This window comes from Lyngbya sp. CCAP 1446/10 (assembly GCF_026130175.1).
In the GTDB taxonomy this organism is placed as follows: Bacteria; Cyanobacteriota; Cyanobacteriia; order Cyanobacteriales; family Microcoleaceae; genus Microcoleus.
The window spans coordinates 32785-55909 of record NZ_JAIGNI010000033.1; the positions used below are offsets into that span (position 1 = coordinate 32785).

The following is a 23125-nucleotide window of genomic DNA, read 5'->3' on the forward strand; positions in this document are numbered from 1 at the left end:
CCGGACTTAGCCTGGGATTCATCTTTACCTTTTTCGCTACTCTTCCAATTCTAAGTGCAAGGAAGGCATCAGCCGCTGCAAGTTCTTCAGGGATTTTATCTGCCAGGGGATCTGTTTAGAACCTTTGATGGCGATTTGAATATTTTTTTGCTGGCGCACTTTGATCACAAATTTTGAGAAAATATTAATTCCAGAACTATTTAAAAATTCTAGCTTTCGCAAGTCTAGAGTAACGGTGTTTGGGCAGGAGTCAGCCACTTCGTTGAGCAGATCGACGATCGGTGCGTATTCTTCCGCCTGGCTGAGCCGGAACGAGCCGCAGCAGGTGACTGTTTGTGTAGGGCGATCGTAATGGATGTTGTAATCTTTGGTCTGAATCTCCATACTTTTGTCAGTTGCCGGTTTTGAGTGTTGACATACTCCCCATGCCTAAAGGCGAGGGGATTCTAAACCCGGACTAAAATAAATAGTCTCCGAAGTTTAGGCGCTTCACTTCATTGTCCGATACTACCGAAGTAGTTTTACTCAAACTCTGTGCTCGTTTAGAGTCGTGGCGATGCCCCATCCCGACTTTTTCTATATTTTTAGCGGCGTTCAAATCTCGATCGTGTTTAGCTCCGCAGTTTAAGCACTGGACCCGGCGCACACAGAGGTCTATTTTTCCCCATCTAAACCCGCACTCTGAGCAAATTTTAGAGGTCGGCTCCCAGCGAGAAATTACCTTAAATTCTCTGCCGTATTTCTCCGACTTGCCCTCACAAAGCGTCCTAAATTCTCCCCATCCTTGCTGACTTATTGCCCTTGACAATCTCCGATTTTTAACCAGACCTGCTACGTTCAAATCTTCTAAGATAATGGTTTGGTTTTCACTCACCAACTTAGTAGATAGTTTGTGCAGAAAATCCTTTCGAGTATCAGCAATCTGGTTGTGTAGCTTGGCAATTTTAAGCCTAGTTTTATCCCGACGTTTTGAGGTCTGGACTTGACGGGATAGCTGGCGCTGTAGTCTGCGAATTTTACGATCTAGCACTTTGTAGCTTGGACTTTGTGCGGTTGTACCATCACTCATTGCAGCGAAGGTTTTAATGCCCAAGTCTACACCGATGCTTTGGTCTTTAGCCTCGCTCTGGATGGTGGAAACTTCTACAACAAAGCTTAGCAAATATCGGTTTGCACAGTCCTTGATTATCGTAACAGAGCTAGGATTGGATGGTAATTTTCTAGACCAAACGGGAAATACGTCCCCTATTTTGGCCAGATAAACCTCATTACCTCTCAATACAAAACCGTTGCGCGTTAACCTTGCCGATTGGCTGTTTGTCTTTTTCTTGAACTTAGGATAGCCGACTTTTTTTCCTTTTCTTTTTCCTGTGCAGGACTTGAAAAAATTGCTAAACGCAGTCTCTAAATCTGAGACAGATTGTTGTAGAGGAATAGCTGAAACTTCTCCCAACCATTCTCTTTCTGGTGTCTTTTTAGCTAAAGTTAAAACTAATTTTTGCAATTCGGCAGAACTAGGTTTTCTGTCTGACTGTTTGCAAAGTCTTAGAGCATCATTCCAGACTACCCGCACACAGCCAAACAATTTAGATAATCTAATTTTTTGTTCAATTGTCGGATAGAATCTGTATTGATACCGCCCTTTCATTTCCCCTCCTTTGTGTTCTTAATTTACTATACCATAGTATACTAAGCAATAAGCAATCAGGAAGATTGGGAAATTAATTTCAAGGCGGTTGAAACCGCGCCCGACTTCATCCCCATATCTAAAGCTAGGGGCTTTCGTCTCGTTCTTCCGGTAAAGGGGCTTTGGCTACGTGAGCGAGGATTGAGCTTCAGGCTAGCACGATCAAAATTCAGCCGTTTGCCGAATGCCGAAGGCCTTTGCGTGTGTAACTTTTATTACATATACTGCCAACTGTACCATTGCCACAGGCAGTTATGAGTTCTTTTAAAATTTACCAGTTGTGATACCTGTTGGAAAAAAGAATGCAACTGTTGACTAGCTCCAAACCCTGATAGTCATCAGTCATTGCCAATCTAACATCTCAAATCTCAAATCTCAAATTGTATGAGTTGTGGGGTTGACGAGACCAGCTTTTGCTGAAGTTCCGAGCTATCAATTCGATTTTTTTTCTCAAGTTAGTATTGACAAAATCACCAAAATGTGAGAGATATTGCACATCTGAGACTGAAGTGAAGGGAGAATATTTAATGGCAATTTCAGGAATTACAGAAAAGCTTTTGGCGGCTAAAAAAGCTCAGGGAATTAGTTTTGCAGATTTGGAAAAAGTTTTGGGGCGCGACGAAGTTTGGATTGCTGCGGTTATTTACCGTCAAGCTACCGCATCGGTCGATGAAGCCGAGACAATTTTCTCGGCTTTGGGACTGTCGGGCGAGACGGCTGCGATTCTCTGTGAACCTCCGTTAAAAGGTTCTTTGGATGCTGCTGTTCCGGTTGACCCGCTGATTTATCGCTTCTATGAAATCATGCAGGTGTACGGAATGCCACTCAAAGCAGTAATCCACGAAAAATTTGGTGACGGGATTATGAGCGCGATCGACTTTACTTTGGATGTCGAGAAAGAAGCAGACTCAAAAGGGGATCGAGTGAAAATAATTATGTCGGGAAAATTTTTGGAATACAAAAAATGGTAAGCCCGTGCCGCTTTGCTCGAAAGTGAAAATTAAAAATTAAAAATTGGGTCGGAGGGCTGACGACTAATGACCGTGCCTCAAAAGTGTTAACTTAGAAATAGAGACCGCGAAGCTTGACCAAGCAAAAAATTGAGACAAGCCCCTGACTTAATTTGTGTATATCCCCAAGTTTTAGACGAAGGTTCAACCTCCAAAATTTATTTGTGGAGTAAATCTAAAATCTAAAATTCTTCAATCTAAAATCGACAGACTGGCGTGGGTGTCCGATCGGGAAACCTTTCTAGGGCAAAGAATTCGATCGCGCCGCAACTTCTCCAGTCAAAACAAGCAACCGTAACCGTAAAGTAAGAGGCTAAATATGTCAAAATATGACTCCCATCTCAGATGCTCCTTTTGCGGTAAGTCCCAGGAGTACGTCCGCAAGTTAATAGCTGGGCCCGGCGTCTACATTTGCGATGAATGCGTGGAACTGTGCAATGAAATTTTAGAAGAAGAGTTCTTTGATTCCAGCAAAACACAAGTTGGTCAACAGATTCCCCAATCAGAGGTGCGAGAGTCTCAGGGACAAGGAACACGACGCCAGAGTCGATCGAACAAATCTAAAATTGTATTAGCCCAAATTCCCAAACCCACAGACATTAAACAGCATTTAGACAACCACGTCATCGGCCAGCACTCAGCCAAAAAAGTCCTTTCTGTCGCAGTTTACAACCATTACAAGCGCTTAAGCGTAGACCAAGCCAAAGAGAGCGGCAAATCTTCCCCCGACGGCGATGTCGAATTGCAAAAATCCAACATCCTGCTAGTCGGGCCGACTGGTTGCGGCAAAACCTTGTTAGCGCAAAGTTTGGCGCAAATGCTGGAAGTGCCGTTTGCGGTAGCCGATGCGACGACGCTGACAGAAGCTGGATATGTGGGCGACGATGTAGAAAATATCTTGCTGCGGCTGTTGCAAATGTCGGATTTTGATGTCGAATCTGCACAGCGCGGGATTATTTATATTGATGAAATTGACAAGATTGCTCGCAAAAGTGAAAACACTTCGATCACCAGGGATGTATCGGGAGAAGGAGTGCAACAAGCGCTACTAAAAATGTTGGAAGGAACGGTAGTTAACGTGCCCCCGCAAGGTGGCCGCAAACATCCTTACCAAGATTTTATTCAAGTTGACACTAGCAAGATTTTATTTATTTGTGGCGGTGCTTTTGTCGGTTTGGAAAAAATAGTTGAACAGCGTTTGGGTAAAAAATCCTTGGGCTTTATTCAGCCAACAGAAACCGAAAGTAACTCAACTTTGCCGGCGAAGGATAAGCGGGCGGCTGATATTTTGCAGCAGGTACAACCGGACGATTTAGTTAAGTTTGGTTTGATTCCTGAGTTTGTCGGGCGGATTCCGGTGGTGACGGTGATTTCGCCGCTGGATGAGGCGGCTTTGATGCAGATTTTGACTGAGCCCCGAAATGCTCTGGTGAAGCAGTATCAGAAGCTGTTGAAGATGGATAGTGTGGAGTTGGAATTTGAGCCGGATGCGCTACGGGCGATCGCCCAGGAGGCCTATCGGCGCAAAACCGGCGCGAGAGCTCTCCGCAGCATTTTAGAGGAGTTAATGCTCGATGTGATGTACGAATTGCCTTCCCGCAAGGATGTTGCTAACTGTATGATTACCAAGGAAATGGTCGAGAAGCGATCGACTGCCGAATTGCTGTGGCATCCCGCATGGCACAAACAGCACGAAACAGCTTAGTTTGTAGTTTGTAGGGTGTGCGGCGCGCACCCTGCAAACTTAGCAGATGTACCTTATGCCAGCTAAAAAAATAAATGTCAGCAAATTTAACTAAAGCCAGTCAAAAATCGAGATTGCTAGTATCCAGCTTGCTGCCGAGAATAGCAATTTACAGTGCAGTTGTCGCTGGCATCATATCATCACTTTACGACTTCAAACTCAATACATTCTCCTTTTCAATCGGTACGAAATCCTCATCAGAAGCCAAACAATATATTGCTAGGATCAATAAAGGACAGCAAGCTTACTATGCAAAAAACGGTCAATTTAGCAATGATATTGCCAAATTGGGTTTGGGAATTAAAGAACACACCGATAACTATAATTACACAATCGTGTCATCAATGGGGCCGGTTCAAACCTTACAAACTCAACGCAAACCAGCACAATTTGAAAGCGCGATCGCGATTGCCAAACCTAATGATATGAAAACCGGAAAATCCTATACAAGCGCAGTATTTGCTTTTAAACCAAAGTGGACAATTCAAATAATAACTATTGCGGGCGTTTGCGAAAGTAATAGTGTTAATCCAAGTTATGCAGTGATTTGGAATCCGCCAACTTTTGATGGCAAAGAAATTCGCTGCCAGCCCGGAACAACTATGCTGATTGGAGAATTAAGGTAAAACTTTGAAACTATTTTGTGCCACTTTTTGACCGTCTAAGTAAAATTGAAACTGCCAATAGCCTGGTTTGTCATCTTTGTTAAAATTGTACCAACACCAAGTATTTAATCGATCGCCCGTCGTTTTTAAATAAGCTCGACTCTCGGCTGCTATTTTTCCTTGAGAGTTGACAACTTTGCAAGAACCTTCATATTCTCCCTCTGGCAATTCAGTAGCACTTACCGCAAAATAAACTTTATTCTTTTGGTTCAGATACCAAACATCTCTAGTTATTGTCGATTCTAATTCGTTAGTTAACATCACTTGAGTTTGAGAATTCAATATTTTTTCATTTGGCTTTAATTTTGGTTTCACTGCTTGGGGTTCGGGAGATTTCCAGAACAACGGAATGAAAATAGCAGCAATTGCTGTTAATACTCCGACTGATATCAGTGCAAATTTTGATTTTTCACGCTGCTGAACTACCTCTAAAGGAATCAAAGCATTGAGGGCTGCATCTGCGGAAGCATAGCGGTGTTTAAAATTTGGTTCCACCATTTTTTGCAGCCAGTCAAGAAATTCTGGAGTTAACTGCGGTAAGCGATGTTTAAAATTAATCCGGCCCGTCTCATCCATCAAACTACCAACTTCGGTAGAATTAATGCCGATTAGCAAGCAAATTAGCGTGGCGCCGAGACTGTATAAATCCGATGCGACGGTTAGCTGGCGGTTGAACATTTGTTCGGGCGGCATAAAGCCCAAGGTGCCTTTGACAACGCTGCTGGCGGCCACTTCTCCCCCCCCGATTCTAGCAAATCCGAAATCGACAAGGCTGACATTTAGGCGATCGTCCACCAAGATATTTTCCGGCTTCAAATCTCTGTGGATAACTGGCGGCATCCGATTTTGCAGGTATTTGAGTATTTCTAACACAGAAATAGCAATTTGCTTGGTTTTTTGCGGTGTTTGCTGGCGCGAAGTAGCGAGGGAATTGGCATCTTTGTATTCCTGTACCATGCAGAAACCCGATGCAGTTTGGAAAGAATCTAAATAGCGGGGAATGTTGGGGTTATCGAGTGCACGCAAAATCTGAATTTCTTTTTCGTAAGCTTGATATTCCGCCCAATTAGCGCCAGTCTGGGCAAATTGAAATTGTTTGACAACAACGGAACGTTTGGTATTAATTTCAGTAGCGAGATAGGTAACTCTACCGCCCGCGCGGTTGTGTCCGAGTTCGCGAGTTACTTGATAGCCGTAGTTGGAAAAGTCAGGAAAATCGTTCATAAATTAGTAAGGGTTGTAGTAAGGACTTCAGTCCTGAAAAAGCTTGTAGTAAGGACTGAAGTCCTTACTACGAAAAAGTTTTTACGGTTTGATTAAATTTGGTTGAGATTTGCGATACTTGGCAATAATTCTTTTTGGTTTAAAAACAATCAGGTCAATTAACGGAATTGCAGTGACGGCTAGAGATGCCATTGTTGTTCCTCCAACAGCTATCATTTCCATTGGTTCCACCCATTCTAATTGAGTACCGACTTTTAAAAACAGTGGAAATGCTGCTCCCAAGCTAGTACAAAATCCGGCAGTAAGAAAGGCTATTTTGGCAGCATCTACTTTAAGAACTTTTCTGGTTGTCTGATCGGAAACTAGATTGTTAGCTATCGGATTGACGATCGCGTAAGCCAAAGCGGATATCAACATCACGAATGCGAGCGGCACAATAACCAGCAACAATGACGGCCACGTCAAACCACACAATGAAACTAATAAAAACAGCAAAGCCACTGCCATAACATTCATTATATTGCCGACCAAAGCTCCCAGTAAAGTTAATGCTATAGGAACAACCACTCTAATAATAAACTGATTTATATTACTGTTATAGAGTAAAGGATTAGTAGCCGTTAAGAAGTCCATAAATATAACCGATAATAGAGCTACAATTGCCCCTACAAATAACGCTCCGAACCAATTAGACTTGTATTTGTTGAATTTGGTCGTGCTTGTGATTTCAGCAACTAAAAATCCCAATAATACACTCATAAAAATGGTAACAACAATATAATTCTCGGTATTTTTGTCGTCAAAAAAGTTGGGGATTGCAATCTGGTGCAGCCTAAAACCTGCAAAAATAAAACTGCACATAAAAGCCAGCCAGGCCGACAAAGCGTTAGTTTTTTGAGGTACTGGCAGGGCAGATGTGGTGACTTGTAATTCTATTGTATGAGTTTCAGGCTCAGAATTGGCGCGCAATATAATTTGGCGTTTGTAAGTTTTACTTGCCAGCAATTGGCTCGTATCGACTGCGATTTTGCACTGAATATTATTGCTGTCAAATGCCTCCGGTTCAAAAGATATCCAAGAGTGGTCGTAAGGCGTGTGCGGCCGGTCGTTCGGATGCGGAGCGACTTCCCATCGCCCTGAAAGTATTGTATCGGGAATTGGGTTGCTAATTTCGATGGTTTGTGTTATTGTTTCTCCATATTCTGTAGCGGCAAATTCCAGCATATCGCGATTACTTCTCACTTTCGGCAAGCTGCTAACATCCAGAGATTCCAGAACAGCCAAAGCATCAGCAGCCGACTTGTATCTATCTTGAATTCTCGGCGCTACCATCCTGTCCAGCCAATTCATCCAACCCTGCTGCAACGGCGGTACTAAATGCCGGAAATGAATGCTATAATTATCATCAATCAAGTTGCCGACATCCACAGATTTGGTACCAGTCAACAAGCAAATCAGCGTCGCGCCCAAGCCGTAAAGGTCGGATGCTTGTGTTAATTCCCGGTTAAACATTTGCTCTGGTGGCATGAATCCCATTGTGCCTTTGACAACGCTGCTGGCGGCGATGTTTCCGCCTCCTAAGCGGGCAAAACCGAAGTCTACTAAGTAAACGTTTAACTCGTCATCGATTAACAAGTTTTCCGGTTTGATGTCCCGGTGAATTACGGGCGGTTTCTGGGATTGCAGGTAAACTAAAATTTCTAAAGTGGCGATCGCAATTTGTTTAATATCCGGCGGCGAGAAAGTCCGGGCGATCGCACATTCGGCATTTTTGTATTCCTGCACCATACAAAATCCGCTGTCAGTCCCGAAAGCATCGAGATAGCGGGGAATTCCAGGGTGTGAGAGCTTTTTGAGCACTTTGATTTCTTGTTCGTAAGCATCGTATTCTGTCCAGCTAGCACCTAATTGCGCGAATTGAAATTGCTTGATGACAACGGACTTATTTGTGTTAACTTTTGTGGCGAGATAGGTGACGCGGCCGCCCAAACTGTTGTATCCGAGTTCGCGGGTTATTTGATAGCCGTGGGTGGAAAAGTCGGGAAAAGTGTTCATAAGGTTTGATCGTTCGGACTTCAGTCCTTCAGCCGTTATTTAAGAAGGACTAAAGTCCTTACTACGAACGGGGTTTATGTGGGTAGATATTAAAAAGCGCTGTTACCAAGATAACTTTTTTGGAAAAAGGCGGCAAGTGTGGTAGGATTTGAATTCGCGATCGGTTCTAGCGGGGAGCAGCCGCCAGAGGAAACGGGGAAAGTTCGGTGCAAGTCCGGCGCTGTCCCGCAACTGTAATGAAATCCTTGTGGTTTCTCAAGTCAGAATGCCCGCCGATATCTAACTCACTTTTAAACGCATCTGCGAGGTATGGATGATGAATGGAACTAACACGGCTGTACGCACAAAACACTGTCTTTTAGTTTGTACTGCTTGCGCTAGTGTTTGGAAAGATGGCAAGCGCGAAGGTAAAAGTGGCGGCCAACAATTCATGGAAGATTTATCGAAACTCGCTAAAGATTGGAAGTTTTCAGATGAATTTGATATTCGGGAAGTTGAGTGTATGAGTGCTTGCAGTCATGCTTGTGCCGTGTCTTTTGCTGCTGCTGGAAAGTATACTTATTTGTTTGGTGATTTGCCTGCCAATGAGCCGGAAAGCGTCGAGGCTGTGCTTGAATGTGCGAGTCAATATTATGCTAAGCCGGATGGTTTATTGCCTTGGTCTGAGCGTCCTCAAGCTTTGAAAAAAGGTGTTTTGGCGAAGATTCCACCGCTGGGAAATTAGAGATAAGGAACGAAAATTTGGCGTTGCTGAACTTGAGTATGAATTGACTTTTTTTACCATTGAGTAAAACATAGACTTTTTGGGTCGTTGAGGTTTTGGGTAGAACTTAATTCATACCGTCAATCAGCAACGCCAAGTCCTCACTAAGAACCTGCTGTTTATGCTTGCATTCTCAGCCAGCTAAACACTTGTTCGGCGGTGATTTTTAGGGGAATCATTTCGGGCACGGGAACGACATCGCTACCTTCGCAGAATTGCGGTTGTTGATTGGGTAAAAATACTAAAATTGATCGATCGCCTGGATCGACTAGCCATCCCAACTGACAATTATGTTGCAGACAGTGAATAATTTTTTTAGTTACGCGATTTGAGCTTTGTTGTGGCGACAGGATTTCGATCGCCCAATAGGGTGCAATTAGCACATCATCCAACGGTTCGCCGTTCTCATCAAATTGAATCTGTTCCCACAATAGTACCGCAACATCGGGAACAATCGATCGCCCGCCAAACGTACACCGCAACTCAGGAAAAGCATAAGCTATCTTGGGAGTTTCAGTCACACAATTAATTTCGTTGCAGCTTCTTAATTGCAATAGGCTGTGCTTTGTTTTCGGCATAGGTTTTTGGATGATCTCGCCTTCAATGTATTCGCTGGCTGGTTTCGTTTCTGGCCGTTTCAGAAATTCTTCAAGGGTAATGCGCTCAATTGCGATCGTCATAAATAAATTCCTCAATGCTACCGATCTTCATTGTAAGACAAAAAATATTTATCTTGTATAAAAGTGCTGTTGAATCGCCTAATTTTGCAGAACAATCTGCTGTTTAAATTCAAATAAATTAGGACTTTTAGGATCGTAAGTAGCGCGCAACCAATGCACGTTGGGAGAACCAAAAGTTTCAACTCTAGTAAAGTTTTTCAGTCTCGGAAGTTGAGTTTCATCGGTAAAACGGGGTAAAGGTTTATCGATGCGGAAGTAGTGAGTATCGCCGTGCACGAATACGACTTGTCCCGGAAAACTGCGGGTTTCTGTTTCCAGAGTTGTGATAAAATCGTTGTAGCCAGTTATTCTTTTGTCGGTTCGATCGAGTTCAAAGCCCGGATTTGCCTGAGCAACTAACATAATTCCTTTGCTGTTGCTGCGTTTGGCTAAGGTAAAACATTCTTTGATCCAGGCTAAATTAGCTGAATTGCGATCGGCATATTCTTGATCTTGTTCAGGTTTGCGACCAAAATTGTTGTTACTTCCCGGCATATTTATCGCAAAAAATACCATCCCATTATAAGTCCAGCGGACATTTTCACGGTATTTAGCAAACTGTGGGTTTTCGCTTTGACGGGTGAGAGTCAAGGTGCGCTTTCCCAAACTTTGAGTACCTTTGTTGAAGATTTCCCGCAGTTTAGCGAGTCTTTCTATGGGATTATTGTAACTGCTGTTATTTGAACGGTGACAGTCAGTCCATTCGTTATCGCCATAGACGAGAATAAACGGCATTTCAAATTTGTTAAATAACTGCTGGCGACTGACAAAAGTTGCATCATCGCACACACTAGAAGCGTTTTTGATATCGCCGTCGTGGACGACAAATGCTGCGGGCGATCGATTGATTTCTGCAATCAAATTCGGAAATTTTGCTTCTTGTTCTGCACTGTAGGGCAAGTCGCCAATTAAGGCAAATTCAAAAGGTTTATCGCCAGAATTTTGAGCGTAAGTTAAAATACTAAAAGTGGTAATTGAGATAAAAATAAAAAAGGCAATAATTAGATATTTTTTAGTCATTTATTTCGCGAAAACTAATTTAGTTATGATACCATAGATGCCGATAAATCACTATTAAAAGTTATGGATTTTCGTCGGTTGCTTTCGGTAATTGCTGTGCTTTCGATCGCAAGCTGCGACATCCAAACGCCAAAACCCAATATACAGCGCGAAAGTCGTAGCTTGCGGGGCGGGATGCCATCGCCCATTGCAGCCACTATACGCGCAAAACCCAAGTCTGAAATCAAAGAAGCACAACTGATTGCTGTGGGCGATATCATGATGCACAGTACGCAAACGCGATCGGGCTACGACGCAAAAAAGCAAACATACAATTTTGATAATTTCTTCGCACCAGTTAAAAGCATCCTGTCAAAAGGCGATTGGGTAACGGGAAATCTCGAAACACCCTTAGCGGGCAAAGATGCGGGCGGATATACGGGATATCCGCTATTTAACGCACCGGCTCAATTACTGGATGCGGCTAAAAAAGCTGGATTTAATATCTTGACAACTGCCAACAATCATGCTTTGGATCGGGGAGAAACAGGAGTAATTAAGACGATCGCGAATTTGGGCGATCGCAAAATAGCGTCCACAGGGACAGCCAAATCGAAAGCAGCGGGCGATACGACTTTAATCATCACCAAAAACAAGATTTCACTTGCGATGTTAGCCTACAGCTACGGCACTAACGGCATCCCGATACCCAAAGGCAAAGATTACCTGGTTTCGCTAATTGACGAAAAACAGATAGTCAAAGACATCGCCAAAGCCAGAAAAAAAGGAGCAGATATAATTGCAATTTCCCTACATTTTGGCGACGAATATCAGCGACAGCCAAACCCCCAACAAAAACAATTAGTTGAAAATTTATTAAAAGCCGGTGCAGACATCATTCTCGGCAGTCATCCCCACGTCGTGCAGCCTTACAAAATCTTTAAATTCCCCGGAAAAAACGGGAAAACAAGAAAAGCCGTAGCAATTTATTCAATGGGAAACTTCATCTCCGGTCAGACTCAAGATCATACAGACTTAGGCGTAATTTTGCAAATCAATATTCGCAAGAAATTTCCCGAAAAAACTACAGAAATTACTAGCATCAAAGCAATTCCAACTTGGGTACACCGCTATACTCTGAACAATAAATCTAACTATCGCATTCTGCCATTAGAAACAACTGTCACCCAGAAAAAAGATGCGCTGCTAACAACTTCGCAGTATCCAGTTTTAAAAGCATATTTACAAGAGATGAAAAATCATCTTAATTCTTTGAATAGTCAGAAAAAATCAAAGTAATTTGGCATTTAGAATTGGTGATTGGAATTGAAGGCATAGCCGAGAGATTTATATTCCCAGGCAGTACCCATTGGTAAGGTAATAACTTCAGCTAGGGAAGCATTTTTCAATCAGGAATTATGCTCAGAATTTACTCAAATTTTGGGTAGAAAACTTAGATTTTGGCGATCGAACAATCATGCCGAATTGTCAGCAAATAAATTTACCCAAACTTGGATATCCTTTCCAATAAGTGCGAAATGGACAGCAGAATAGCGCGTCATATCAACTCCGCTAGCATCGGAATTGTACAATCGAACCAACAGTCAATACTCAACTATCATTCAGTTTGTTGACTGACAGTTAACAGTCAACAGTCAACAGTCAACAATAATTCCGGTGCAACCGGAATTTATATCAATTGACCCCCTGGTAAGCTTTAGAAGCAATCATGTATCCAACGGAAGAGGGTGTAGTGGAGTAGAGCGACTTTTCTTTTTGTGATTATATTCTTCCGATACGCCAAGATAATCGGATGATTGATATCTGCCGAATATCTCAGCGAAAACGTTAGGCAATTTTCGGTAAGGAGAAACACCCATATCTTTAAGCATGATGTCAATATATTGTTGAAAGCGAGTGTTAATCGCACAGGATCGCGAAGGTTCAAATTGAATATTTGCGCGTTTCCACTGGCGGATATATTCAATACTTTTTTCCATATTTTCGCTGGAAGGTAACTCAAGTTCACCACGCAAGTAAGCACACAGCCATTGTGTGGCAATTTCGACTGCTGGCACGTGCATATATCCATGATTGAACCCGGCAAAGGCAATGCCAGGAATGCGAGGATGAAGCAAGTGGCGATATAACTGCACGCCATCGGGTTCGGTTTCCAACATTTTTCGATATTGATCAGGCAAAAATGGAAAAATCGGCGTTTGCGAACCCAAAGATAGAATGACTAAATCGCATGGAATCTCGCAACCATTTTTCAACTTTACTGCTTCTCGCGAAAAACCAGATAATTCTGCACGGTGGGGCGAGATTTTTCCTTCTGCAATAAACGGATAGTAATTTTCAGGCGCAACCGCTGTGGCTGAACGTAAATCAGGCAATAGTTTGTGATCTGGTTGTACAGCTTGGATGCGGCGCTGGGCCTCTTGACCTTTTCCAGAAGCATTTCGCTGAACTTGAAAGCGGAAGATGGATGCAATCAAATCCCAAAAACCTGAAACAATGAAACCAAGGCGATTGTGCAGGAAACGTTCAATGGCGGTTGGATGTGCCCAACTTGTCATCATCACTGTTCCAAAACGGCTGAATAATGCGTGGGTAAAATGTACGCCCAAAATCCATTCTGGCACAAGCCAGCGCGGTGTACGAAATACATGATTTACTTGTGCGCCTTGTTTGGCTGCGAAAGTCGCCATGTCCAAAGCACTTTTTCCGAAGCCAAGGATTACAACTCGTTGATTGTCGAATATATCAAGGGTGTGGACATCCCGTTCAGTGATGATTTTGCCGCCGAAATTTTCTATACCTGGAAATTCAGGTTGATACTTTCCTTCTGTATATTGCCCAACTGAGATAACGACGTATCCAAATAATTCTTCGTGAACGCCATCCTCGTTTTTATATTTTAATAGCCAACCATCTTCTGTTTCTTTGAGTTCGATAACTTCGTGATTTAACCGCACATCAAGATTTAAATGGTTGACCGCTTGCTCCAAATAATTCAGGATTTGTTCTCCGGTGGGATGTAAATCAGGGGTGAATGGCCAGGGAAAATCAGATAAATGATACTGTTCCTTGATATTTTGCAGGTGTACGTTTGGGTATGCAAGTGCCCATACTCCGCCAACCTGTTGGGATTTCTCGAAAACAACTGCTTGGAAACCATTTTTCTTGAGAATATGGGCTGTCGTAATGCCTGATATTCCCGCGCCAATAATGGCAATGGGCATACCGTTTTTGTATTGCATATATTTGAGTCTCCTTATTTGGTATGGGTATTAGAATAATTTTACTGAGGCAGTGACCAGCAACCGGAAAGCCTTGCACTTATAAGAGTTTAAATCGATCGCTATTAAAAAGACAGAAGCGTTGTCACCCCGTCAGATCTGCGACCTTAACCCCAACTGCTGCTAGTAGGCTAGTTGATTAGACACTAAGGGGGAGAGCAATTTTTGCAGTCTGGCTGCTACAACCTCAGTTTCTGGATCGGGTACATTCCGATCGCCAAAAGGATGTAATTAATAACTAATAACTCATAACTGCTCAACTAACCAAGAAATTGCCCCTTCAACATCAGCAACCTGCTCAACATCGGGAATCGGCGGCCGCTGCACCATCACAACCGGAATACCCAGTTCCCTAGCAGCCACAATTTTCGCATAGGTAGCAGCGCCGCCGCTGTTTTTGCTGACAATTGTATCGATGCGATATTCTAACAGCAATTGCCGCTCATCTGCCAAAGAAAAAGGCCCCCTTGCTAATAACAATTTACCGTTAGGAACAGGAGTATTGGGTGCAGGAGGATCGATCGCCCGCATCAAAAACCAAATAGCATCCAAACCCGCAAAGGCAGCCAATTCCTGCCTACCAATCGTCAAAAACACCCGCTGAGACTGCCCTGATAAAGCCGTTGCAGCCTCCGAGTGGTTGGCAACTTCAATCCAGCGATCGCCCTCCACCATCTCCCAACCAGGGCGCACCATCATCAAATGAGGGACATTACACTCAACCGCAGCGATCGCAGCATTGGCAGAAATCTGCGCCGCAAACGGATGAGTCGCATCGATTAATAAGTCGATCGGGCTACAACGCAAAAACTCAGCCAGCCCAGTCGCCCCACCAAACCCCCCAATTCGCACCGTACCCGTTTTTGGGGTCAAAGGCTGTTTAGTGCGTCCTGCTAACGAAGATATCACCTCGATATCAGCGATTTGAGACGCTTTGGCAGCTAGTTCAACAGCATCACCCGTTCCGCCCAAAATTAATAAGCGTTTTTTCATAAAATTACTCCTAAAATATCGAACCAATACCCGGAATTTCGGTTAATAATGTCTTTAAGTAAAGTTTCAACTGCCACCAAAGATGATTCGCTCACTTTTCACATTTTTTACAGTATTAATTGTAACTGGGTTAGTTTGGTTGGGAAATATCGCGCCCGCTACCGCACAAGTACAACCAACAGATCTCGCCGATCCCCAGCAGGAATTAGGAGAACTTGTTCAGAAAGCTTTTGAAGCTACAAACGAAGGCAAATTTCCCGCAGCCGAAACTTTGTGGACTCAAATCGTTGACAAATTTCCCTCACAAGCCGCAGCTTGGAGTAACCGAGGTAATTCTAGAGTTAGCCAAAATAAACTAGAACTAGCAATTGCTGACTACGAAAAGGCGATCGAACTAGCTCCCAATGCCCCCGATCCCTACCTAAATCGCGGCACAGCTTTAGAAGGTTTAGGACGCTGGGAAGAAGCAATCGCCGACTACAATCATGTACTAGAATTAGACCCCAAAGATCCAGCAGCCTACAACAACCGAGGTAACGCCGAAGCAGGTTTAGGTAAATGGGAAATAGCAATTGCCGACTACGGAAAAGCCTTTGAATTAGCTCCAGAATACGCCTTTGCCCGCGCCAACCACGCCCTCGCACTTTATCAAAACGGGCAAACCAAAGAAGCAATTCGCAACATGAAAAATATTGTCCGCAGATATCCCCAATTTGCTGACATGAGAGCAGCCCTCAGTGCCTGTCTTTGGGAGGCAGGACAGCCCGGTGAAGCTGAGAGCAATTGGGTAGCCGCAGTCGGCCTCGATTCCCGCTACAAACACCTCGATTGGGTGGCAAAAACCCGTCGCTGGCCGCCAGTTGTAGTTAGCGCCTTAGACGATTTTTTGAATTTGAAATAATTTCAAAGTGTTAATGGTAAAGTTCGAGAATCCCGATGATTGTACGGCATTTTGCAATCAGGAATTCTCCCCAAAAATGCCAATATTATCCGAAGAAGACGGCGGTTGAAACCGCGTCTACACAAACAAAACCCGCCTGCGCGGGTTGAAGATCGGACGGTTTAAATTATGTTATTTTCTTGAGTCCCTCTGAGCTCGGACATCGTTTGTGTAGACGCGGTTTCAACCGCCGTCTGATCTTCTGATCTTCCGTAGACGCGGTTTCAACCGCCGTCTAATTCTCCAATTCGTGCAGCAGTCAACTCTTCGACATTCCTAAAAACTGCTGCTGCACCAGCATTTTTCAGCGCCGCAGCATAGGCCTCGCAGCGCACAGCATCATCCAAAACGTGAGGTGGCAAAATTCCTATCCCCAGCCAAACCCGATTTGGTTGTACTTCCCGCGCTTTCACAATAGTGTAAATATCGGCAACTGTATCTCCGGCGTAAATCACGGGCAAATTTTTGTCTAAATCGTGCAGGTTTTCCAACTGTTCAATTGCGGCGAAAAGTCCAGTCGGATCTGGTTTTCCCGGTGCATCTTCCATCGCCACTAACACGGGAGAATTTAAGCCGAGTTTCCCTTTCAAAACATAAGCTGCTTCATCTCGCATCGCCCCGCTGAAAAAGCCCCAAATAATCCCTCCAACTGTTAAATTTTCCAGGTAAGCTGGACTTAATAGTAGCGGTTCGTCACAAATGTAACCAGTCCAATTTTGATCGTCATCTCCGCGATACCGACTTTGGAAAAAAGCGACTAATTCGTCATAGTTGAAAGCAAGTTGATTTCGCGATCGCCCAATCCGCTCAAAATAACGGCAAACTAACTCGAAAGACGCTTGCCAGTCATTATTCCACACTCCCTCCGACTTCAGAGAGTCGATATCCAGAGAATTCGGGCGAAAAGCACCCGCCGTGAAATGTTCTACCGCATCGGCGATCGCCCGCCGATAGGAACCGGACACATCCCGCACCACACCGTCAATGTCAAAAACTAAAATAACTCTGTTCACAACTTAATTATCCCTGTAGCTGGGGCGGGTTTTGCACAAATTTTATCGGTTTCCAGCCCATAAGCAGCGGGAAACCCAGCCGCGCGACAAAACTTTTAATCGTCGATGACTCATTATTGAACAGAATGTGCTACACTTAGCGATTGTAGAAATTTTTAATAAGTTCGATCGGAACCCCGGAGGTTTGCTTGTCCAAGTTCATCTTAAAAGTTCTCTGGCTAGAAGAGAATGTTGCCCTCGCCGTTGACCAAGTGGTCGGTAAAGGAACTAGCCCGCTGACTGCTTACTTTTTCTGGCCCCGCAAGGATGCGTGGGAAGAACTCAAAAACGAACTCGAAGCCAAACACTGGATTGCTGACAACGATCGCGTCGAAGTCCTTAACCAAGCCACAGAAGTGATCAACTACTGGCAAGAGGAAGGCAGACGGCGCCCGATGACTGAGGCTCAGTCAAAGTTCCCCGAAGTGACTTTTACCGGCAGCAACTAAGCCCTGCTTTAAGTTGCTACCCAGATAAATTGCCTGTGATGGCTGACGGGGGGAGAAGGCGGGAAGATTTGACGCTTTTTCCACCTCGCCGTAAAAGATCCAATTTAAATGCGCTACAGTCGATCGAGATATTAACTCGAATTTTCAGACTTAATCGGATTTTGGGCTTGGTAGATTTGAGATTATAAATTTAAGATTTATCCAAAACAAAGCTCTAAGTAGATCAGGGCAAAAACATCGTATCTACAAGATACTATTTTTTTTAACTAACAACTGACAACTAACAACTGACAACTGTCAACCGTCAACCGTCAACTGTCAACTGTCAACTGTCAACTGTCAACTGAACTTATGGGCGCCGAAAGCACGATCGACCAAACCGAACAGCTACCGCTGGTAGTAAATCCCGACATTCTCCAGCAAGCCATCCTCTACAAAATCAATACTCGTGTCACCGCACGCGGAGAATTAGCTTTCCCCTGCGTACCGGGAATGGTAAACCACTATCTCAAGTCAATCGAAAAGCTATTTAGCACCCTTGACAGACCCCTCCCAGAAGACCGTAAAGAGGAACTCAGAAAGCTTTTAGTTACTAAGTTAGAACAGGGCTATCGCACCTCAACAGCATCAATGATGATCCTGCAATACGAATCTGTGGAGCCGCCACAAACCGGTTTAGCTTGCAAAGTAATTGTCACTACTTCAACAGTTGGAGAACAATATAAAAGCTGGGTTGACACTAGAGAACCGCCTCTATTTGGCTCCCATCCCGATGCAAAATTGATGGCAACGGCTGCTAAATTGGGAAATCCCGATCGCATCCGCATCTTAGACGTGGGTGCTGGTACTGGCCGCAATACCTTGCCGCTGGCGAGATTAGGCTATTCTGTAGATGCGATCGAGCTCACCCCAGCTTTTGCAGAACAATTGCAAGCAGCCGCAACCGCCGAAAACCTTCCCGTCACAGTAACAGAAGGCGATGTGCTCGACCCGTTAATGCGGATGAAACCAGCCCGCTACCAGTTGGCAGTTGCCGCCGAAGTCATCTCACATTTTCGAGACATCGATCAAGTACGGCTTTTCCTCGCTAAAATGTGCGATTTCCTCTGTCCCGGAGGCGTGTTGTTGTTCAGCACATTCTTAACTGTCGGCGACTACCAGCCTGATCCCCTCGTGCGACAAGTTGCCCAACTCTCCTGGTCTACTTTATTTACGCCCCAAGAGCTCGCCACCGCAATGGAAGGCTTACCCTTAGTCCAAATCTCCGACGAATTGGTGTGGGAGTACGAACGCCACCACCTGCCAAAAGAAGCCTGGCCTCCGACGCCCTGGTTTCCCAGTTGGGCCACGGGTAGAGATGTTTTCCCGATGGCAAATGGACGCCCGCCGATGGAATTGCGTTGGATTTTGTGTCGCCGCAGTTAAGTAACAGTTGACAGTTGACAGTTGACAGTTGATAGTTGATAGTTGGCTGTTGACAGAAGGAAGAAGGGAATAGTATACATAAAGCCGTGGGTGGGTCCCTGTCGAGAAGCTCTCAATTCGATAGAGAGTTTCACAGCGACGCACCCGACAAACAGATTCAGCAAACAAACCCAACACTTCTTTTGCAGTAATTTTTTTTGATAAATGGTATTATTTCTAGACGAACACAGCAATCATAACCCTTGATAGACGGTAATAGTTGCATCAGCTTTTGTTCTTTCCAAAGCATTAAGCCGGCTCGCTGTCAAATATTGCGCTCCGATACACAAAAATTTACAAAAATATATATTAAGATATAAACATAGCGAAGTTCGATCGCCCCGTCCGCGAGAAACTGGGTTCCCTAGCAGATCCTATATTAGCCAATCTGTTATTTCTTGCCAAAAATTCGATCGCCATCTCGAATCGGTGCAACTATAGTTAAGATGAATCAGACAAACCTATTCCTCCAGATAGATGACACTTTAGGGGAATAGAATTAGCCAATAGATTAGCTCGCTAGACAGCGACACTCCTGAGACACAAATATGCTTTTAACACGTCCACTACAAGCGTTTGGAGCAATCTTCGGGCACAAACCTTCAACAAAAAGATCGATCGAGCAAAAAAGCAGTAAAAATTATTTAGGGTGGAATATTGATCCCGCTCCAAACCAACAAATCGACTGGTATATCGAACTGGAAATGCTGATGAGTAACGCGAAATGCAACTGCACGGATCAAGAGATTGCCGCTTGGCTGCGGGGATTGCTGACAATTGCTTGGGCTGACGGCAACTTTGACGAAAACGAGCAAAAAATGATTGCGAATCTAACTCAGGATCAATTACATCCAGTATCTTTCGATGCCGGTTTTGAACCGATTGCCCCAGAGGAACTAGCTGCTGTGTTAGGGAAAGGAACCGCCAACGGCGAGAATTTTTTGAGAACAGCAGTCATGGTAGCCTTAGCAGACGGTACGTACTCGCTCAGCGAAGACGAGGTACTTTACAATTTTTGCATAGCTTTGGGTCATAACGTCGAGGCGATCGAATCTCTGCGACACACCATCGAAGACAGCAACTGTCAGCCGCAGGGCCCAAGCAGCCAAGCAGTCGTTGATTATGCAGCAACACCGCTTTCGGCGCGGCCACCTCAACCTCACCACAAAAATGTCCTGCAACCTGTCAAAGACTGGCTTGACGCCTGGGAAGTTCACGATCCCAGAGTGGCACATTTCGTCTGCAAAATGATTCCGTCTCAGTGTCCGTTTGAGCGAGATGTCGTACTATTTGGTCGCAAAATCGTCCACATTCCGGCGATGTGCCAGATTAACCCACTTTACGAACAGTTGGTGGGGATGCGCTTTCGAGCTCTCTGCTATTTGGCAGATGATTGTAAGGAAGATGTATCGACATATTGTTAGTAGTCAGTTGTCAGTTGTCATTGGTCAGTTGTTAGTTGCTAGTTGTCAGTTGTCAGGTTGTCAGTTGCTAGTTGTTAGTTGTCATTCTTTTGAAATGTTCGATTAATGAGTGTCAGCTATTAACCAATGACTACTAATTAGTTGATTAGGATGGTACACAGCGCACCAAAAGATAAACATTGTACTTGGATCTGGTATCATAACTAATGACAACTGACAACTGACAACTGACAACTGACAACTGACTAAATTATGCAATTTATCGATCGAGCGGATGTTCAAGTCGCAGCCGGCAAAGGCGGCGACGGTATGGTAGCTTTTCGCAGAGAAAAGTATATACCGGCGGGCGGGCCAAGCGGTGGCACCGGCGGGCGGGGCGGTTCTGTGTTTATGGTGGCGGTGGAAAGCCTGCAAACGCTGCTAGATTTCCAGTACAACCGGATTTTTAAAGGCGAAAACGGGAAGAAGGGCGCGCCGAAGAATATGACTGGGGCTTCTGGGGACGATCGCACAATTGAAGTTCCCTGCGGTACAGTAGTTTACGACGCGGAAACTCAGGCAGTTTTAGCAGATTTAGTCACGCCGGGACAGACTTTTTGTGTGGCCAAAGGTGGCAAAGGCGGTTTAGGAAATAAGTGTTTTCTGACAAATTCTAACCGGGCTCCAGATTATGCGATGCCGGGAAAAGAAGGGGAACATAAGTTTTTGCGTTTGGAATTGAAGCTATTAGCTGAAGTGGGAATTATTGGTTTGCCGAATGCGGGCAAATCGACGCTAATTTCTGCTTTGTCGGCGGCGCGTCCGAAGATTGCAGATTATCCGTTTACAACTTTAATTCCGAATTTGGGCGTAGTCAGGAAACCGAGCGGCGACGGTACTGTTTTTGCTGATATTCCTGGATTAATTGCTGGGGCTCACGAGGGCGCGGGCTTGGGTTATGAGTTTTTGCGGCATATTGAACGGACTCGGTTGTTGCTGCATTTGGTGGATATTACTGATGAAGATCCGATCGCCGATTACATCACAATTCAAGAAGAATTGAAGGCTTATGGGCGAGGTTTGGGCGATCGGCCGCAGATTTTGGCTTTTAATAAGGTAGATGCGATCGATCTTGAGGATGAGGAAATTGGAAATGCGATCGCGCGATTGCAGGAAATCAGCGGTGCTCCGGTGTTGATGATTTCGGCGGTGAGTCGAGTTGGGTTGGATGAGTTGATGCACCAAGTTTGGCAGAAACTCGATGAGATGAACGAGGTTGAAGCGGAGGCGCTGTCAGCAGTCGGAGTTTTGTAGCCCGGTTCTGATTTATGAGAATTTGCGGGAACCGGTAGGTGTTTTTTTTGAGGGGTCAAGTTTTTCGGCTGTATTGCTTGCAGAGCATGGGTTTGAGGTACTTAGCCGAAAAAAACGATTTCCGCAAACTCTGTAATGGTTGCTGTGATTGGTTTTGAGGGCTGTTGAAAATTTTGCCTCTTGACAAGCCGGTGGCTGAAATGGTATTTTTGCTAATACAGACGCAAATGAACGTTGAAAACCAAATACAGCAAGCCTTCTGGAACGGGCGGCCGGAAAATACCTAAAACCCTATTAGGGATTGAAACCGCGCATGAAGAAATCCAAACTTTTTACCAGCGCGCCGGAAAATACCTAAAACCCTATTAGGGATTGAAACACCCGCTGCCTCCCGCTGCGGGCGCGCAGACAAAAAGCCGGAAAATACCTAAAACCCTATTAGGGATTGAAACACCCTGTATACAGCTAGGAGCCACGCCTGACGCAGCCGGAAAATACCTAAAACCCTATTAGGGATTGAAACCAAACAGTGCCAGAACTACCACAAACCAGTCGATGCCGGAAAATACCTAAAACCCTATTAGGGATTGAAACGTGCCATCTACAGCTACACTCCAAACAGTTGGAAGCCGGAAAATACCTAAAACCCTATTAGGGATTGAAACGGAACGAAAGGCAGCTTGCTGGAATGGCTGCTTACGCCGGAAAATACCTAAAACCCTATTAGGGATTGAAACTTCGGGTGCGATTTCAGTTTGCCAAATGTGTTTGCAAGCCGGAAAATACCTAAAACCCTATTAGGGATTGAAACATCCCCCGAACTTAGATATATGTCCGGGAGTTCTTACGCCGGAAAATACCTAAAACCCTATTAGGGATTGAAACATCTGTGATTGCACCAAACCTTTTTTAGTCCAAAGCCGGAAAATACCTAAAACCCTATTAGGGATTGAAACGGCATAGCATTCATCTCTCCAATATTCGTATTCAAGCCGGAAAATACCTAAAACCCTATTAGGGATTGAAACATTGAAATAGTTAATTTAGGGTTTCGTTTGCCACGCCGGAAAATACCTAAAACCCTATTAGGGATTGAAACAACTACGCAAAAGATATCGAATCTAGCAATCCTTTGCCAAGCCGGAAAATACCTAAAACCCTATTAGGGATTGAAACGGAATTGGGCGTTTGTTGACGTTGCTGTAGTAGTTTTCAAGCCGGAAAATACCTAAAACCCTATTAGGGATTGAAACCTATTAATTTCTGGAAGTACCGAGCCAGCAGTTTTGGCCGGAAAATACCTAAAACCCTATTAGGGATTGAAACTAGCAGGAGGGGATTT

Annotated in this window: 19 protein-coding genes, 1 CRISPR repeat array and 1 riboswitch (1 of these 21 cut by a window edge); of the genes, 10 read left to right on the plus strand and 9 right to left on the minus strand. The window is 44.4% G+C overall.

What is annotated here, in order from left to right; translation table 11 throughout:
• Positions 1 to 36: 36 nt before the first annotated feature.
• Positions 37 to 384, minus strand: coding sequence for a hypothetical protein (locus K4039_RS15360; RefSeq protein WP_265236237.1), 348 nt, complete (start codon positions 382 to 384; stop codon positions 37 to 39).
• A 73-nt stretch (positions 385 to 457) separates the two neighbouring features.
• Positions 458 to 1648 (minus strand): transposase, encoded by a 1191-nt coding sequence (locus K4039_RS15365; protein WP_265236239.1) that lies wholly within the window; start codon positions 1646 to 1648, stop codon positions 458 to 460.
• A gap of 566 nt (positions 1649 to 2214) precedes the next feature.
• On the opposite strand from K4039_RS15365, the gene cynS reads away from it, so the two are divergent.
• The 3 genes from cynS (at position 2215) to K4039_RS15380 (ending at position 5067) form a co-directional block, all read left to right on the plus strand.
• Positions 2215 to 2658 (plus strand): cyanase, encoded by a 444-nt coding sequence (cynS, locus tag K4039_RS15370; RefSeq protein ID WP_265236241.1) that lies wholly within the window; start codon positions 2215 to 2217, stop codon positions 2656 to 2658.
• Positions 2659 to 3016: 358 nt separating this feature from the next.
• Positions 3017 to 4402 carry an ATP-dependent protease ATP-binding subunit ClpX gene (clpX, locus tag K4039_RS15375; protein ID WP_265236243.1) on the plus strand — a complete coding sequence of 462 codons (1386 nt, stop codon included), beginning with the start codon at positions 3017 to 3019 and terminating at the stop codon, positions 4400 to 4402.
• A 74-nt stretch (positions 4403 to 4476) separates the two neighbouring features.
• The gene (locus K4039_RS15380) at positions 4477 to 5067 is read left to right on the plus strand and encodes a type IV pilin-like G/H family protein (protein WP_265236245.1); all 591 of its coding nucleotides are present in this window, start codon (positions 4477 to 4479) and stop codon (positions 5065 to 5067) included.
• On the opposite strand, the gene K4039_RS15385 is transcribed toward K4039_RS15380, so the two are convergent.
• Positions 5059 to 6330 (minus strand): serine/threonine-protein kinase, encoded by a 1272-nt coding sequence (locus K4039_RS15385; RefSeq protein ID WP_265236247.1) that lies wholly within the window; start codon positions 6328 to 6330, stop codon positions 5059 to 5061. The genes K4039_RS15380 and K4039_RS15385 overlap by 9 nt on opposite strands.
• Positions 6331 to 6411: 81 nt before the next feature.
• Complete coding sequence (locus K4039_RS15390) at positions 6412 to 8385, minus strand: protein kinase (RefSeq protein ID WP_265236249.1); 1974 nt, start codon at positions 8383 to 8385, stop codon at positions 6412 to 6414.
• Positions 8386 to 8529: 144 nt separating this feature from the next.
• Positions 8530 to 8677, plus strand: a riboswitch (cobalamin riboswitch).
• A gap of 21 nt (positions 8678 to 8698) precedes the next feature.
• On the opposite strand from K4039_RS15390, the gene K4039_RS15395 reads away from it, so the two are divergent.
• Complete coding sequence (locus K4039_RS15395; RefSeq protein ID WP_321161615.1) at positions 8699 to 9109, plus strand: DUF1636 domain-containing protein; 411 nt, start codon at positions 8699 to 8701, stop codon at positions 9107 to 9109.
• A 158-nt stretch (positions 9110 to 9267) separates the two neighbouring features.
• On the opposite strand, the gene K4039_RS15400 is transcribed toward K4039_RS15395, so the two are convergent.
• Positions 9268 to 9828: a Uma2 family endonuclease gene (locus tag K4039_RS15400; RefSeq protein WP_265236251.1), complete on the minus strand. Its 561-nt coding sequence runs from the start codon at positions 9826 to 9828 to the stop codon at positions 9268 to 9270.
• Positions 9829 to 9906: 78 nt separating this feature from the next.
• Positions 9907 to 10887, minus strand: a complete 981-nt coding sequence (locus K4039_RS15405; protein WP_265236253.1) for a metallophosphoesterase — start codon at positions 10885 to 10887, stop codon at positions 9907 to 9909.
• A gap of 63 nt (positions 10888 to 10950) precedes the next feature.
• On the opposite strand from K4039_RS15405, the gene K4039_RS15410 reads away from it, so the two are divergent.
• Positions 10951 to 12165 carry a CapA family protein gene (locus K4039_RS15410; RefSeq protein ID WP_265236255.1) on the plus strand — a complete coding sequence of 405 codons (1215 nt, stop codon included), beginning with the start codon at positions 10951 to 10953 and terminating at the stop codon, positions 12163 to 12165.
• A gap of 428 nt (positions 12166 to 12593) precedes the next feature.
• On the opposite strand, the gene K4039_RS15415 is transcribed toward K4039_RS15410, so the two are convergent.
• The gene (locus K4039_RS15415) at positions 12594 to 14129 is read right to left on the minus strand and encodes an NAD(P)/FAD-dependent oxidoreductase (protein ID WP_265236257.1); all 1536 of its coding nucleotides are present in this window, start codon (positions 14127 to 14129) and stop codon (positions 12594 to 12596) included.
• Positions 14130 to 14414: 285 nt separating this feature from the next.
• The gene (locus tag K4039_RS15420; protein WP_265236259.1) at positions 14415 to 15161 is read right to left on the minus strand and encodes a cobalt-precorrin-6A reductase; all 747 of its coding nucleotides are present in this window, start codon (positions 15159 to 15161) and stop codon (positions 14415 to 14417) included.
• A gap of 82 nt (positions 15162 to 15243) precedes the next feature.
• On the opposite strand from K4039_RS15420, the gene K4039_RS15425 reads away from it, so the two are divergent.
• Positions 15244 to 16062: a tetratricopeptide repeat protein gene (locus K4039_RS15425; protein WP_265236261.1), complete on the plus strand. Its 819-nt coding sequence runs from the start codon at positions 15244 to 15246 to the stop codon at positions 16060 to 16062.
• Positions 16063 to 16325: 263 nt separating this feature from the next.
• Here the strand turns inward: K4039_RS15425 and K4039_RS15430 are convergent, their stop codons facing one another.
• Complete coding sequence (locus tag K4039_RS15430; protein WP_265236263.1) at positions 16326 to 17114, minus strand: TIGR01548 family HAD-type hydrolase; 789 nt, start codon at positions 17112 to 17114, stop codon at positions 16326 to 16328.
• Between the two features lie 167 nt (positions 17115 to 17281).
• Between K4039_RS15430 and K4039_RS15435 the strand changes: the two genes are divergently transcribed.
• The 4 genes from K4039_RS15435 to obgE all read left to right on the plus strand — a co-directional run bounded on the left by K4039_RS15435 (position 17282) and on the right by obgE (position 21783).
• On the plus strand, positions 17282 to 17602 hold the full coding sequence (locus tag K4039_RS15435) for a 30S ribosomal protein PSRP-3 (RefSeq protein ID WP_265236287.1): 321 nt from the start codon (positions 17282 to 17284) through the stop codon (positions 17600 to 17602).
• A gap of 351 nt (positions 17603 to 17953) precedes the next feature.
• Positions 17954 to 19027 carry a bifunctional 2-polyprenyl-6-hydroxyphenol methylase/3-demethylubiquinol 3-O-methyltransferase UbiG gene (locus K4039_RS15440; RefSeq protein ID WP_265236266.1) on the plus strand — a complete coding sequence of 358 codons (1074 nt, stop codon included), beginning with the start codon at positions 17954 to 17956 and terminating at the stop codon, positions 19025 to 19027.
• Between the two features lie 587 nt (positions 19028 to 19614).
• Positions 19615 to 20490: a Mo-dependent nitrogenase C-terminal domain-containing protein gene (locus tag K4039_RS15445; RefSeq protein ID WP_265236267.1), complete on the plus strand. Its 876-nt coding sequence runs from the start codon at positions 19615 to 19617 to the stop codon at positions 20488 to 20490.
• Positions 20491 to 20742: 252 nt separating this feature from the next.
• A complete protein-coding gene (obgE, locus tag K4039_RS15450) occupies positions 20743 to 21783 on the plus strand; it encodes a GTPase ObgE (RefSeq protein ID WP_265236269.1) in 1041 nt (346 codons plus the stop codon).
• A gap of 271 nt (positions 21784 to 22054) precedes the next feature.
• Positions 22055 to 23125: direct repeats of the CRISPR family, unit length 37 nt; unit sequence GCCGGAAAATACCTAAAACCCTATTAGGGATTGAAAC; it runs 722 nt beyond the window's last position.